The 13,663-nt window shown below is 51.0% G+C and carries 14 protein-coding genes and 3 pseudogenes; 4 read left to right on the plus strand and 13 right to left on the minus strand.

Annotated features, from left to right (window positions below):
• From IPL17_RS13375 to IPL17_RS13385, 3 genes and pseudogenes are all read right to left on the minus strand, one after another.
• A pseudogene (locus IPL17_RS13375) lies at positions 1-321 on the minus strand (hypothetical protein); the annotation flags it as partial.
• A gap of 94 nt (positions 322-415) precedes the next feature.
• Positions 416-934: a hypothetical protein gene (locus IPL17_RS13380; RefSeq protein WP_345307585.1), complete on the minus strand. Its 519-nt coding sequence runs from the start codon at positions 932-934 to the stop codon at positions 416-418.
• Positions 935-1,535: 601 nt separating this feature from the next.
• Positions 1,536-1,793, minus strand: a complete 258-nt coding sequence (locus IPL17_RS13385) for a fasciclin domain-containing protein (protein ID WP_345307586.1) — start codon at positions 1,791-1,793, stop codon at positions 1,536-1,538.
• Positions 1,794-2,005: 212 nt separating this feature from the next.
• Here IPL17_RS13385 and IPL17_RS13390 point away from each other — a divergent pair, with 212 nt between their 5' ends.
• Complete coding sequence (locus tag IPL17_RS13390; protein ID WP_345307587.1) at positions 2,006-2,365, plus strand: type II toxin-antitoxin system RelE/ParE family toxin; 360 nt, start codon at positions 2,006-2,008, stop codon at positions 2,363-2,365.
• 17 nt (positions 2,366-2,382) lie between these two features.
• Positions 2,383-2,647, plus strand: a pseudogene (locus tag IPL17_RS13395) (Fis family transcriptional regulator).
• A 151-nt stretch (positions 2,648-2,798) separates the two neighbouring features.
• Here the strand turns inward: IPL17_RS13395 and IPL17_RS13400 are convergent.
• Positions 2,799-3,779: a fasciclin domain-containing protein gene (locus tag IPL17_RS13400; RefSeq protein WP_345307588.1), complete on the minus strand. Its 981-nt coding sequence runs from the start codon at positions 3,777-3,779 to the stop codon at positions 2,799-2,801.
• A gap of 469 nt (positions 3,780-4,248) precedes the next feature.
• Here IPL17_RS13400 and IPL17_RS13405 point away from each other — a divergent pair, with 469 nt between their 5' ends.
• Positions 4,249-5,010 carry a tryptophan-rich sensory protein gene (locus IPL17_RS13405; protein WP_345307589.1) on the plus strand — a complete coding sequence of 254 codons (762 nt, stop codon included), beginning with the start codon at positions 4,249-4,251 and terminating at the stop codon, positions 5,008-5,010.
• 405 nt (positions 5,011-5,415) lie between these two features.
• Positions 5,416-5,610 carry a hypothetical protein gene (locus tag IPL17_RS13410; protein ID WP_345307590.1) on the plus strand — a complete coding sequence of 65 codons (195 nt, stop codon included), beginning with the start codon at positions 5,416-5,418 and terminating at the stop codon, positions 5,608-5,610.
• 27 nt (positions 5,611-5,637) lie between these two features.
• Here the strand turns inward: IPL17_RS13410 and IPL17_RS13415 are convergent, their stop codons facing one another.
• The 9 genes and pseudogenes from IPL17_RS13415 to IPL17_RS13455 all read right to left on the minus strand — a co-directional run bounded on the left by IPL17_RS13415 (position 5,638) and on the right by IPL17_RS13455 (position 13,534).
• A complete protein-coding gene (locus tag IPL17_RS13415) occupies positions 5,638-6,588 on the minus strand; it encodes a nucleoside hydrolase (RefSeq protein ID WP_345307591.1) in 951 nt (316 codons plus the stop codon).
• A 7-nt stretch (positions 6,589-6,595) separates the two neighbouring features.
• Complete coding sequence (rbsK, locus tag IPL17_RS13420; RefSeq protein WP_345307592.1) at positions 6,596-7,531, minus strand: ribokinase; 936 nt, start codon at positions 7,529-7,531, stop codon at positions 6,596-6,598.
• A gap of 27 nt (positions 7,532-7,558) precedes the next feature.
• Positions 7,559-8,761 (minus strand): DNA replication/repair protein RecF, encoded by a 1,203-nt coding sequence (gene recF / locus IPL17_RS13425; protein ID WP_345307593.1) that lies wholly within the window; start codon positions 8,759-8,761, stop codon positions 7,559-7,561.
• 84 nt (positions 8,762-8,845) lie between these two features.
• The gene (gene def / locus IPL17_RS13430) at positions 8,846-9,376 is read right to left on the minus strand and encodes a peptide deformylase (RefSeq protein ID WP_345307594.1); all 531 of its coding nucleotides are present in this window, start codon (positions 9,374-9,376) and stop codon (positions 8,846-8,848) included.
• A 32-nt stretch (positions 9,377-9,408) separates the two neighbouring features.
• Positions 9,409-11,199, minus strand: a complete 1,791-nt coding sequence (locus tag IPL17_RS13435; protein WP_345307595.1) for a cyclic nucleotide-binding domain-containing protein — start codon at positions 11,197-11,199, stop codon at positions 9,409-9,411.
• A 12-nt stretch (positions 11,200-11,211) separates the two neighbouring features.
• Complete coding sequence (locus IPL17_RS13440) at positions 11,212-11,715, minus strand: redoxin domain-containing protein (protein WP_345307596.1); 504 nt, start codon at positions 11,713-11,715, stop codon at positions 11,212-11,214.
• A gap of 45 nt (positions 11,716-11,760) precedes the next feature.
• The gene (locus IPL17_RS13445) at positions 11,761-12,189 is read right to left on the minus strand and encodes an NAD-binding protein (RefSeq protein WP_345307646.1); all 429 of its coding nucleotides are present in this window, start codon (positions 12,187-12,189) and stop codon (positions 11,761-11,763) included.
• Positions 12,175-12,660, minus strand: a pseudogene (locus IPL17_RS13450) (NAD(P)-binding domain-containing protein); the annotation flags it as partial. The gene IPL17_RS13445 and the pseudogene IPL17_RS13450, both read right to left, overlap by 15 nt.
• Before the next feature lie 145 nt (positions 12,661-12,805).
• Positions 12,806-13,534 (minus strand): SIMPL domain-containing protein, encoded by a 729-nt coding sequence (locus tag IPL17_RS13455; RefSeq protein ID WP_345307597.1) that lies wholly within the window; start codon positions 13,532-13,534, stop codon positions 12,806-12,808.
• Positions 13,535-13,663: the final 129 nt, after the last annotated feature.

Below are 13,663 nucleotides of genomic sequence, written 5' to 3' on the forward strand. Positions count from 1 at the left end.
GGGGATAACTTTCAAATCGCTGTTGGATGTGCTGGATGGGCCTTTCTTATGATAATTATTGATCCAGTTAACGTAACTTTCACCTAGAGTGCAATTGAGCTGTTGGTGTGAAAACGTCCATTGCGGATTATAGGTAGTGTTATTGATCACCTGTGCGATACCGCATAACTGCATAAGCGGATTACGTTCAGCGTTATGAGCCATCAGGTTATTGAGGACGGATATATTTTCCGATCCCTTGCCGCCAGATTCACTGCCTTGATACCCGCCGATCATAAGTCCCTTGCTGTGAGCGCCTTTTGAGTGTGTGCTGTTATTCAACGCCTCAGAGATCAGTGACCACTGAATCGTAGCATCACGGACTCTGTACCAGGTTTCAATATTCGAATCGACACCCCAACTCAGGGAGTTATGGTCAATAATGATATTGTATAGCTCGGTGCCGTTTTTGCGATCTGGTTGGCATGGGTTTCTCCACGGGGCCAGGCCGCGCTGTGATATATCGAATCACAACATCATGAGTTTGGGTGGAGAATATATCTCCACCGGAAGCCGTCTTCAACGTAATCCCGCCTCCGGGTGCTGTTTGACCCGCGATGGTGATATATGGATTAACGATCCTTAGTGCTGATTGCAATACGATCAGTCCGCCGGTGCGAAAAACGCAGGTCCGCGCTCCGCTGGCTTCAACACATGCCCTAAGACTTCCCGTGCCTGTGTCATTCAGATTCGTAACTTCATATATGATTCCGCCTCGTCCGCCAATTGAATTTGCCCCAAACCCTTCCGCCCCGGGAAACGCAGGAAGCGTCACTGCCTGACTCTGTGGGAGCTGCCCCACATATGAAAATGCAGCACCTGCACTAGTAGAGTTTCCAAGCATCAAAACGAATGCTGTCAAGAGACTCATCATTCTGGAAATTATCTTACTCACTACTTTCTCCTTCTAACTTTATAAAAAAACTGCCTGACAATGCCAGGCAGTTTTGATGAATTGTATTCTTCAGCCTGGCGATGATGGCAAATGAACTACTTTGGCTCCTTGGTTTAGCAACTCTGAACGTCGACAGAGATGCTTTTTCTGGGATGGTGTTAGTGTTCATAATGGACAAATGTCACATCACTAATATTTAGGTTAACACAGGAGTCTCTGCGAAATGAAGGATATGAGCAGAAACTGCCTTACAAATCTGGTAACCTTCAATTAAATGAGTATTATCCGTTCTTTTATTACCAAATTCGCATAAACTTGCCTATCATCAAAGCATCCCCGACCCTGCAATAAACATCCGCTGTTAGGATTTGGGTATGGAATGTCAACATTAGGTGAGAATTTGCCTCCCGTGTTATGGCCGATACGGCTCTGGTGGTAACAGCGCCCGGGTCGCAACAGTGCTTGTGCTTGGGCTGGCGATCTACAGCATCATTCAACGGCGGCGCACGAAGGCATAACAAACGCAATTCAGGAATCAAAAGGACGGGCAATTTGCCCGTCCTTTCTTTTTACACTCAATCTAGGAGGAGAGAGATGCTTCTTATTGAGGCGGGAGAAGAACCGCGTCAATTACGTGGATGACACCATTGGAGGCTTCGATGTCAGTAATGATGACTTGCACGGTGTCGTTCAGGAAAACCTTGCCATCCTTGACGGTGATGGTGACATCCTTGCCAAGTACAGTGGTGGCGCCGGAAAGAATGACTACATCCGCGGCCATGACCTTGCCAGAAACGACATGATAGAGCAGGATGTCGGTCAGCGCTTGCTTGCTTTTCGGGCAGGAGCAATGTGTCAAGTGTGCCAGCGGGTAATGCAGCGAAGGCATCGTCCGTGGGGGGCGAAAACGGTGGCTGAAGCCCTTCCTCAGTTCGTGAAGTCGGCTGCGCCGACTCAGCACGGAGCGCATCCACGCGAAGCGCTGAGATAGGTTTTATCCCGAAGCGAAAGTAAGGATAAATCCCAAGGAGCTTCCCTTGACGGGCGTATCAATTACGGTACACTGTCCGCATGGATAAAGACGAAGAGGGCAAACCAATTCTGAATGTAGTGTTCTACAAAACCGAAGCAGGCAAAGAGCCTGTGCGGGAATGGCTGAAAGACATGCCAAAGGAGGATCGTCAAACCATTGGCGAAGACATCAAAACCGCACAATATGGCTGGCCGCTAGGAATGCCATTGATCCGCAAGATCGAACGCGGACTTTGGGAAGTACGCTCCCATATTGGAGCAGGAATTGCGCGGGTATTTTTTACGGTTATGGATAAGACCATGATCCTCTTGCATGGGTTTGTCAAAAAGTCACAGAAAACACCTCAAGACGAATTGGATACCGCCCGTCGTCGCTTGAATAATGTAGAGAAGGATTAAGCCATGAACAAAAACACATTGGAAGCAACTTAGATGATTTTCTCAAAGAAGAAAAATTTACGAGCAGGTACAGGCTGCCGCCATCAAGCGAGTCATAGCCTATCAAATTACAGAAGAAATGAAGAAAAGAATTTGACCAAGACTGAAATGGCAAGCCGCATGAAGACCAGTCGCGCGGCATTGGAGCGTCTGCTTGACCCTGAAAATGCTTCGATCACTTTAATCACGCTTGAGCGTGCCGCATCCGCGTTGGGGAAGAAGTTGACGGTACAGTTGGCATAATATCGAAAAAAGCAAAAACTGAGCGTGCATCCCGATAAATTAATTTTTGAGCCGGGCGGACCTCTCTCTGATCGAGACGATTTATGAATCAAAAGGACGGGCAATTTGCCCGTCCTTTCTTTTTACACTCAATCTAGGAGGAGAGAGATGCTTATTGAGGCGGGAGAAGAACCGCGTCAATTACGTGGATCACACCATTGGAGGCTTCGATGTCAGTAATGATGACTTCCACGGTGTCGTTCAGGAAAACCTTGCCATCCTTGACAGTGATGGTGACATCCTTGCCAAGTACAGTGGTCGCGCCGGAAAGAGTAACTACATCCGCGGCCATGACCTTGCCAGAAACGACATGATAGAGCAGGATGTCGGTCAGCGCCTGCTTGCTTTCGGGCAGGAGCAATGTGTCAAGTGTGCCGGCGGGTAATGCAGCGAAGGCATCATCCGTGGGGGCGAAAACTGTGAAGGGACCATCGCCGCTCAAAGTCTCGACCAGCTCGGCGGCTGTCAGGGCAGCTACCAGGGTGGTGAAGCGGCCGTCAGCGACAGCGATGTCAACGATGGTGTTCTTTTCTTCCATCGCAGCTTCATCGGCTGGAGGCAGGAGGACTGCATTGATCACGTGGATCACGCCATTGGAAGTGGCGATATCAGTGATAACCACCTGCGCTTCGTTGATGTAGACATTGCCCATGTCAACTTTGACGGTGACATCCTTGCCAAGCACGGTGGTGGCACTGGTCAGAGCGGTCACATCGGCGGCCATAACTTTGCCAGAAACTACATGATAGAGCAGGATGTCGGTCAGAGCCTGCTTGTTTTCGGGCAGGAGCAAGCTATCGAGTGTGCCTTCGGGTAAAGCAGCGAAAGCATCATCGGTGGGGGCGAAAACGGTGAACGGACCTTCGCCCTTGAGCGTATCCACCAACTCAGCGGCCTGGACTGCGGCCACAAGCGTTGTGAAGCGGCCATCGGCGACAGCGGTGTCTACGATATCGCTGAGCATCGGCTCAGGGGTGGCGGTTGGCTCCGGCATCGGTGTAGCGGTGGGAGCGGGGGTGGCGGCGGGCGCGCAGGCGGCCAAAGCCAGGGAAGCGATTACGAGTAAGACTGCGAACATTGAAAAGCGTTTCATTTTTTTCTCCATTTCTAAGGTTGTTATATGTTTGCACATGTTTTGCACATATATTGTTCGTATTTTACATGCTTTGTACAGCCTGTCAATATACTAGAATAATCTCTAATAAATCACTTAATCTAGCCAGAATTTTTGGATGCAACTACGAGGGTTTGATGAGAACGCTATAATATTGTCATTAATCTTCCGAAGAAAACAGGTTTAGAAACATTGAGGTGATTAATAAAATTGAAGCGATTTTGGTTGACTTGTCCATTTGCGGAACATGATGCTCCCGCTGCTCTTGTGGGATCCTGTAGGATACTGGAACAAATGGCATTTTTTCTTGTCTGCGTTTCAATCCCCTCAATCGGGGTGATTTGTGAACTAGATAATTGTCGCCCGCCCCGCTTATGATAGCAATTGACAGTAAGAAGTTGTATGATGAACCTGTCCCTGTGGCAAATATTTCATTATGGAGAATTTCATGAACAAAGACACACTTCGCCAGCTCGCCAACGCGCTATCCGTTGCAGTCGCGCTTACCGTCAACATCCTCGCCAGCACCCTGCCGCTGAATGGACAGAATACAGGCGAGATCTCAGATCGCTTTCAGGTCTACTTCGTCCCCGCGGGATACGTCTTCGCCATTTGGGGCATCATCTACATCGGCTGGATCGCCTTCGCAATTTATCAGTTTGGATCGGCACAGAAGGAAAGTCCGCGCCTGCGCAACCTCGGATATTTATTTGCGTTGAGCGGAATCTTCAACGCGGCCTGGCTGTTCTGCTGGCATTACAACCTGTTCGGTTTCAGCGTGCTGGTCATGCTGACCCTGCTCGGTCTGCTGATCGCCAGTTATCTCAAATTGAATGTCGGGCGCACAGCCGTGAGCAACACCGAAAAATGGAGCGTGGATGTTCCCTTCAGCGTATATCTCGGCTGGATCTCTGTCGCCACGGTTGCCAATGTCACCGATTATCTATACTTCATCAACTGGACTGGATTCGGGATCGCCCCGCAAATATGGGCGGTCATCTTGCTGGTGATTGCAAGCGTGCTCGCCCTGGCAATGACGGTCACGCGCAGGGACAGCGGCTACGCCTTCGTGTTGGTTTGGTCCTTCGCTGGGATCGCTCAAAAGCAGGCCGACACGGCTCTGGTGGCGAATAGCGCCTGGGTCGCAACAGTGTTCGTGCTTGGGCTGGCGATCTACAGCATTATTCAACGCCGTCGCAAGACAGCATAATTCCAGATACAACAGGGATCGTCTATAACCTGACAGGGTGGGATCTTCCCCACCCTGTCATTTTTTGCGAAGCACTAAAAAGGGAACATATTTTTATAAATCCCTGGAGGTTGAACTTATTCCAGAAAATCGTATAATTTAATTGGCGCGGGGGAATGAAATGGGCTGTGAAAACTGGAGGTTCAATGAAAACCATCGGTGTGTGGATCGATCATAAAAAAGCGGTCATCGTGATCCAAAGCGAACAAGGTGAGGAAATTCAAACAATCGAGATCAATTCAAGAACTTAAGTCAATTGGCGGGAGCAGCACATCCAAGATCCAAATACAGCGCCCAGTATCAACAGGGGAGGATGATCAACTGGATAATAAATTCACAGAACAACTGAATAAATATTATGAAAAAGTGATCGAACAATTCCGCTCGGCCGAAGCGGTCTTGATCATCGGGCCAGGCGAGGCGAAGCGGGAGCTTGAAAAACGCATGGCACATCACAAGGTCAATGCGCCGATATTGGGCGTCGAGTCCGCCGACAAATTGACCGACCGCCAGATCGCGGCCAGAGTTCGGAATTATTTTCAGGAGGCGGAAATAGCCTGATCGTTGAACGGGGATTTATTCTGTGAATTAAATCCTGCGGCTCAGGCTTTCCATGCGATCAATAAACAGTTCAACGAAATCACGTCCGCGCACGTCCATCGCCACTCTCATGTTGACTGGCTTTTTGGATACCTTCATGAGATCTGCGAATGTATTCCCGTGCGAGACTCCGCCTGAAATATCCACATCCACATGATGCTCTTCAAAGGTGAGCAATTCGGGCGCGATGAGGGTCGCCAGGGTCAACGGATCGTGCAGGGCGCAGCCGTCAAAGTTTTCATATTTTTTGTAAAAGTCCATATAAACTGCGGTTGCGTCACGCACAAAGCGCGCGATGGGTGAGTCGATCCTGTTGAGGTGTTCCACATCAGCGGTGGTGAGCAGGCATTTATAAGTCGCATCGAGCGGGATCAACGTGATCGGAATGCCCGCATGAAAGACGATATGCGCGGCGTGGGGGTCTGCGTAGATGTTGAATTCTGCCAGCGGCGTGACGTTTCCGCCCTGCTTGATCGCGCCGCCCATGATGACGAGTTCCTTCAGGGCCGGCACGATGCGCGGTTCTTTTCGGATGGCCAGCGCGAGGTTGGTCATCGGTCCGATCATGAAGAGCGTGATCTCCTGCGGCTCTGCCAGAATGTGCTCGATCAAAAAATCGATGGCATGTTGATCTACTATCTGAGATTTTGGCTCTGGCAAATCAGCTTTCCCGAGTCCGCTTGTGCCGTGGACCGCCTCGCCTGATGTTCCAAGCGGGCTGACCAGCGGCAGCGCACATCCGCGCGCGACGGGGATGCGGCTCGCGCCTGCCAATTCCAGTACAGCCAGCGCGTTGCGTGTGGTTTTGTCAATGCCAATGTTGCCGCAGACGGTGGTCAGCGCTTCGAGTTGGATCTCCGGAGAGGCAAGCGCCAGCAGGAAGGTCAGCGCGTCGTCCACGCCGGGGTCGGTGTCAATGATGATTCGTTTTGTGGTCATGGTTTTCTCATCCTTGTTTGATGAATTTTTCCACTTCTTCTTTTGTCGGCAGGGACGGCTGTGCGCCGAATTTTGTCGCCGCCAAGGCTCCGCAGGCGTTGGCGTATTTCACGGCTTCTTCAACTTCAAGTCCGCGCAATAGTGCGGATGCGAATCCGCCGATGAAAGCGTCGCCCGCGGCGGTGGTGTCCACCACCTCCACTTTGAATGCAGGGATGTGTTTTATTTCATCGTCGAATTTATCCACGATCAACGCGCCATTGCCGCCCATGGTCACAAGTACGCTGAAATTTCCATGCTCCTGCAGGGAGCGCGCCGCTTTTTCTGCGGAGGCAAGATCGGTCACCTGAATTCCGCTTAAGATGCTTAATTCAGTTTCGTTGGGGATGAGATAATCGATGACTTTAAATAATTCATCAGGCAATGTGCGGGCAGGCGCGGGATTAAGAATGACAAGGGCATCATTCCCAAAACTGGATTGGGCCGCATATACAACCGTCTCAAGCGGAATTTCCAATTGAAGCAGAACAGCTTGCATGGCTTGAAAACCGGGCGAGTGTTTCTTTACATCCTCCCTGGTCACTTTGCCGTTCGCGCCGGCTGAGAGGATGATGCTGTTCTGTCCATCTTCATCGACGACGATAATGGCCGTCCCAGTGGATGCATCATCGCGTTCAACGTCGGAAATATCCACCCGATTATTTTTTAGATTCTGCAGCAGGACATCACCGAAGCCATCCTTCCCCACCCGCCCGATCATCCCCACGTTCGCGCCTTGTCTCGCGGCGGCGACAGCTTGATTGGCTCCCTTGCCGCCCGGGATGATCTGCAGGTCGTCTCCGCTGATGGTTTCACCGGGCCGCGGAAAGTGCGGTGCGCGCACCACCAGGTCCGCATTGAGCGAACCAATTACCAGAATATCGTATTTGAATGTGTGGGACATGAAGGATATTTTACATCAATGACGGCACTATTTTCTCGGGGTTACCACGCCGCCGCTGACATCCCACACTTCGGCTTGTTCGACGAACTCCGGCGTGAACAGACTCAGGTCCGTCGTGGTAATTAAAACCTGTTCGCTTTTGCCGACATATTTCAGCAGGTCGGCGCGGCGGTTGCCGTCCAATTCGGCCATCACTTCATCGAGCAAAATGACCGGCCATTCGTTGGTGCGTTCCTGCATCCATTCCACTTCGGCGAGCTTGAGCGCCAGCAGGGTCGTGCGCATCTGTCCGCGCGAACCGTAATCGCTGACATCCGCTTTGTTGATGATGAAGCGGATGTCGTCACGGTGCGGACCGATGGTGGTCACGCCGCGCGCGATCTCTTCACTGCGCAGGGATTTCAACTTCGCTAAAAATCCCTTTTGAATTTCATCCAATTCCAAACCAGAGCGGTCAATCTTCGTATCCAGTTTAAGTCCCAACTGCATCTCAGGTTTGAGCGGATCATAGGACGGTTCATAGGCGAGACGCAGCACCTCGGTTCCGCGAGTCAACTCGTGATGAATGCGCGAAGCGAATCGTTCGATCTCCTGAACAGCATGGATGCGATGCAGGATGATCTGCGCACCGAGCCGTACCAGCGCTTCATCCCACACCTGAAGCTGGTCGCTGTTTCCTCCGCGCTCATTCAACGCTTTGAGAAGCGCGTTGCGCTGGGTGAGCGCCTGGTGATAATCACTTAAGATGCGCGCATACGCGGGGACAGTTTGTGCCAGTGCGAGGTTGATGTAGCGGCGGCGTTCATCGGGACCGCCCTCGATGATCTGCGACATTTGCGGCACAAAGATGACCGCGTTGAAATGTCCCATCACCTCACTGACCTGTTTCTTCGCGCCGTTCAATAAAATTTCCTTGCGCAGCCGCTGGCCATTCACCCCGCTTGGTTCAAGGATCAGACGCGCTTCGACGCGCTGCTTCGTCTTGCCGCGTTGATAGTCAGCCACGAGCCGGGTCACCGCCAGTGGATTCTTGGCTTCATGGAAATTAACGATCTGCCGGTCCACATGTGTTTGCAGTGAGGTGAATGCCGCCAGGAAATAAATGGCTTCGAGCACGCTTGTTTTACCCTGTGCGTTGCTGCCAACAAGCAGAACAACCCGCCGTGGAAGTTCCATATCCAGGCGGGTGAGACTGCGAAAGTTGGTCAGTGATAGGTGTTTTAAGTACATGTTTATGGGTTTGAAGGTTGGCAGGTTAAAAGTTGAAGGTCTTTAACTTGCAACTTTCCAACCAGTAACTTTCAACCGATGTTCTTACAGCTCGTGCTCTTCCTCTTCCTGAAATTTCCACAGCCGTTCAGCGAGGTCGGTAAATAACACGCCGTTGAGATGGTCTATTTCGTGCTGAAAGATGCGTGCCATCCAGCCGTGGACTTTAAGTTTTTGCGGTTTGCCAAAGCGGTTCAGCCCTTTGACCTGGATCGCCTCAAACCGTTCCACTTCGCCCTGAATGCCGGGGATCGAGAGACAGCCTTCGACACCCAAAACTTTTTCCTCTGAAGTCTTGGTGATCTCAGGGTTGATCATCACATAAAGTTTTTTCGGTTTTTCAGGTTTTTCTTCCGCATCTTCATCATCGTCCTCATCCTCTTCTGAATATTCGACGACGATCAATTGTTCCGAGATATTGACCTGCGGCGCGGCCAGACCCACGCCCGGCGCGTCGCGCATGGTCTCGATCATGTCATCGATCAAGGTTTGCAGGTTTTTATCAAATTTTGTGATCGGTTTTGCCTTGCGCCGCAGAACGGGTTCAGGCACGGTAACGATTTGTCTTAGAGCCATACTTTTCCTCTTTATTAATTTAGGTTGATTATCTACCAGAAATCTCCACTGTCGGCCTGTCCCTGTTGATCTTGCCCGGGACCGTTGAAATCGAGATCCGCGTCGGGTAGACCGGGATTTTTCATGTCATCTTCCATGGACGGTTTGGCGGTGTCGGTGAACTCGGACACATTTTGATGATAAGCCGCCAGCCAGACAGCCATGCGTTCACGCTCCACGTTGGCTGTATCTTCACTTTTCTTTGCGATGCGTGCCATGCGGCGACGATTAATATCCGCTTGGACCCCGGCCGGGTCGAGCACATCCTGAAATTCCAGTTTTGTTCCGCCCACTGTGATATACACCGTGCCATAATTTAACAAATATCCCATCAGACCGATGCGTTGATATTCCGTGCTGAGGATGTTTTCGATCTGCGCAGAACGGCGTTCCTCGCTTCCGAGCGGGGTTTTATCGAGATCGATGATCTCCTCGGGTGTGACCTTGAAGATGTCATTACTCCAATCAAGGTATTCCCATACCAGCCAGCCCGTCAGGGGCAGTGTGACAAACAGCAGGAACACGACGATTGAATCCGGGCGCGGTATCCCGGCCGCGTTGGGTCTGATAAACGTCAGATTGGGAGTCTGTAAAAGATACCAGCCGCGAATGATGATCAACGCGGTGATGAGCAGCAAATAAAATAAAGGCTGCCCAACCTGCTGCAACAGCACGAACCAATGTTTACGGTAGGTGACCGTGCCGCCGTCCTCCACCCGCAGTTTGAATATGTTGGCCAGGACGATCCGCAGCAATGATTTTTTCTGCACATTCTTATCTTCCATTGAAATGGGAGGCAGTTCCTCCTGCGGAATGGCTTCCACAGTTAACCCTAGCTTTGAGCGCAGGGCATTCTTCATTGCCATTTTTTGCGCCTGAGTGCCGGTCGCTTTGGTGCGTTCCCAATATTCGCGGATCATATCCGCAGCCTGGGAGGGATGATCTACATAATCGAAACGGATACTGCCGACGAAGGTCCGTACGCTTACATTACCGTAGTCCAATATGCGCCCGATCTGGTCTGTTTCCACGTTGACCGCCAGGATGGTTGAGAGTGGAACTTCCTGACGGCTGTCATAAATGCCGATCACACGTTCCACCCAGACCACACGCTGATTGGTGACAATATAATAATCATTGCTCCAGTCAACCGCCCGCCAGACAGCCCACAAAATATCCGCGCATAAAATGATCCCGCCGACTGCGTAGGGAGTGGTTGCGCCGGATACGAAGGACCAAAAGAACAACAGGATCGGGGCGGTCAGCAAAAATACAGGAGCCAGAAGTGTTTGATACAGGCGGATCTTGTGTCTGCGCGCCAGGAAGTAGATCACCTCTTTTGAACCCAGCCATTTGAAGCGCAGGGAGCGCGCCAGTTTGCGGCTCTTGATCGCCACCAGAAAATTCGGTCTTAATTTCTCATACTGGGTAAACAGTTCGTCGAAATCATCTTTTGAAAGGAAGAGGATGGTCGAAGCTTCCGCTGTCGTGATCGTCGCGGAGCGGTCGCGCTTTTCGAATAAGGCTTCCTCGCCAAAATAATCTCCCGTCGAAAGAAACGCCAGAAAATCAGTTCCATTCTCGCGCGGACGCGTGACATTCACCTTGCCCTTGTAGATTAAATAAAAACCATCAGGCTTTGCCCCGCGTTCGAAGATCACCTCATTTGCAGAGGGTGTTTTTTCATTCAACTTCGCGGCAATACCGGCAAGTTCATTCTCTTTTAAACCGCTGAAGAGATGGATTTTATTTAAGAAGGAAACACGGTCTTTAAGTTCTATCACGGTTTTATTCTATCAAACTTCACGCACAATCGTACAACCATACGCGGGAGATTCTGTCAGCGCCGGCAAATTCCCTGCGAGCAGCGACTCAACCGCCTCGTCCAGAAAGAAGCGGGTTGGGATTCGTTTGCGAAAAGTCATATCATCCACAGCGCCGCAGTAACGCAGAATTCCGTCCCGATCAATGACGTACACATGCGGAGTGGTCTGCGCCTCATACAGATCCGCGACGGAACAATTCGCATCCAACAGGACCGTTGACAGGCGTCGGGCGCTAGCGGCAGTTTTCACCGCCTCAAAATTCTCGCTTCGATTCGCCGCGATGGACAGCATCACCACGTTGTCGCGCCATTGTACGAACATCGCCATGATGGCTTTGTCCGTCCGCTCTGAGTGCGGACATTCACAAGACCAAAAATTGAGGATGACGATTCTGCCGCGATACTCACTTAAACTATGAAGCCTGCCTTCAAGATCAGGCAATTCAAAATCAGGCGCGGGTTGATTGATGTTCATAATAATTTCGTAGGGGCGCAGCATTGCTGCGCCCCTACGTGTTTATCAATCCAAAATTCCAACGCCCGCAAGCTTTTCGATCACGCCCACTATCGCGGAGTTGTCCAATTCGCCCATGCCCATGTCGATCATTTGTTGATAGAGTTTTGTATTCTCAACTGTCCCTGAAATTGGAACATCATATTCCTTCGCCGTTTCCAGAACGATATTCATATCTTTTAATTGCATATAGGATTTGAAACCGGGGTTACGATTGCCGTCAAATAAACGCGGAGGTTTGATGTCTAGCGCCCAGCATTGAGCGGCGCCGGCTTTGATCGCATCCACTACTTTGCGCGGGTCAACGCCTGCCTTCTTCGAGAAGACCAGCAGTTCTCCCATCGCCACCATCTGCGCGGCGACCATGATCTGGTTCGCGGCTTTCGCCACCTGACCCGCGCCCGCATCACCGACGAGTGTAATGGTCTTGCCCATGGCCTGTAAAACAGGCATGGCTTTTTCCAGCGCTTCCGCATCTCCGCCGATCATGATGGTGAGTGTTCCATTCTTCGCGCCAATATCTCCACCTGAGACGGGCGCATCCAACGAGAATACACCTTTCTCTTTCAATTTCTCTGCGATCAATCTTGCAGATGCGGGCTTGATGGTGGAGTTATCTATAACAATAAGCCCCGCACGCGCGCCTTCGATGATCCCATTTTCACCAAGCACAACTTTTTCCACATCTGGTGAATCAGGTAAATTTGTAAAGATAATATCCACTTGCGCCGCAACTTCTTTGGGAGAGCTCGCGGCGACCGCGCCTTCGCTGACCAATTCGTCCACTGCCGCGCGGGAACGGTTATGCACGACCACAGGAAAACCTGCTTTGAGAATATTGCGGGCGATTGATTTGCCCATTAATCCAAGACCGATATAACCAACTCTTAACATGAAGAGACTCCTTGAGGGGGAATGATGATGTGATTATAACCGCCCCCTCCGCCGCTTAAGCGGCACCTCCCCCATTTTCTTTGAAAATGGGGGAGGGATGAAAAGGAAAGAACCTGCTCCTCGAAACAGGAGCAGGTTCCAGTTAAGTAGGATGCGATTATTTGATCGAGTAGGTCATGTTGACGGTCACAGAAATTGTCAACTGGCCGGGCTGGATCGGGACTGCGACATCCGCTGCCATCGCTCCGCCGCCGCCACCCTTGCCGCCATAAACGGGGGAAGGATAGGAACTGTTGTCATAGAAGTTGATGTTTTGCACACTGCCGAGTGAAATGCCGGCGGAGTCGGCCAATTCCTGAGCCTGTAGTTTTGCATCTTCCACGGCTTTGGCGCGGGCATCCTTTACGGCCTGGGTCTTATCAGCCACATCAAAGGTGATGCTGTTGACGCTGTTCGCGCCCGCAGTGATCGCATCATCGAGCAGGTCGCCAAGGCTGTCAAGTTCGCGCACAGTGACATAGACCTGGTTGTCAACCATGTAGATCGTGCCTGTGATCTGCCCTTCGGGGCTGTATTGCTGGGAAGGCCAGATGCTGAAGTTGCTGGTGCGGATATCCTTCTCGGCTACGCCCGCTTTCTTAAGCGCATCGATAACGGAATTAGTGTGCTCCTTGTTCGCATTCACTGCTTCGGAGGCGGTTGCGGCTTCATCATGAACACCAATGTAGATGTAAGCAATGTCAGGGGTAAGGTCAACCATGCCGATGCCGTTGACATTCAAGGTTCGGACGTTTTCGGGCGCTGCCTGATTGATGGTCGTCGGACCGCAGGCGCTCAGGATGAGGGTAAAAGCCAGTACTGCAAAAACTAAAAATTTTCTATTCATTCTTTTCTCCTTTTGTTACATTGTTTTGTTTCTCTAGTGACGCCGTACTCTCAAAAAAAGTTCCCAAGTGAAACGCTTGTATTTTAGTACATTTACGGCTAAAATTTTGCACAAATGTTCTAATGAGAA

This window comes from Candidatus Villigracilis saccharophilus, from assembly GCF_016711665.1.

Excerpts from the sequence above, each read along its gene's own strand:
- IPL17_RS13390 (WP_345307587.1), top strand. The coding sequence starts at position 2,006 with ATGGATAAAGACGAAGAGGGCAAACCAATTCTGAATGTAGTGTTCTAC.
- IPL17_RS13400 (WP_345307588.1), bottom strand. The coding sequence starts at position 3,779 with ATGAAACGCTTTTCAATGTTCGCAGTCTTACTCGTAATCGCTTCCCTG.
- IPL17_RS13405 (WP_345307589.1), top strand. The coding sequence starts at position 4,249 with ATGAACAAAGACACACTTCGCCAGCTCGCCAACGCGCTATCCGTTGCA.
- IPL17_RS13415 (WP_345307591.1), bottom strand. The coding sequence starts at position 6,588 with ATGACCACAAAACGAATCATCATTGACACCGACCCCGGCGTGGACGAC.
- rbsK (WP_345307592.1), bottom strand. The coding sequence starts at position 7,531 with ATGTCCCACACATTCAAATACGATATTCTGGTAATTGGTTCGCTCAAT.
- recF (WP_345307593.1), bottom strand. The coding sequence starts at position 8,761 with ATGTACTTAAAACACCTATCACTGACCAACTTTCGCAGTCTCACCCGC.
- def (WP_345307594.1), bottom strand. The coding sequence starts at position 9,376 with ATGGCTCTAAGACAAATCGTTACCGTGCCTGAACCCGTTCTGCGGCGC.
- IPL17_RS13440 (WP_345307596.1), bottom strand. The coding sequence starts at position 11,715 with ATGAACATCAATCAACCCGCGCCTGATTTTGAATTGCCTGATCTTGAA.
- IPL17_RS13445 (WP_345307646.1), bottom strand. The coding sequence starts at position 12,189 with ATGGGCAAGACCATTACACTCGTCGGTGATGCGGGCGCGGGTCAGGTG.
- IPL17_RS13455 (WP_345307597.1), bottom strand. The coding sequence starts at position 13,534 with ATGAATAGAAAATTTTTAGTTTTTGCAGTACTGGCTTTTACCCTCATC.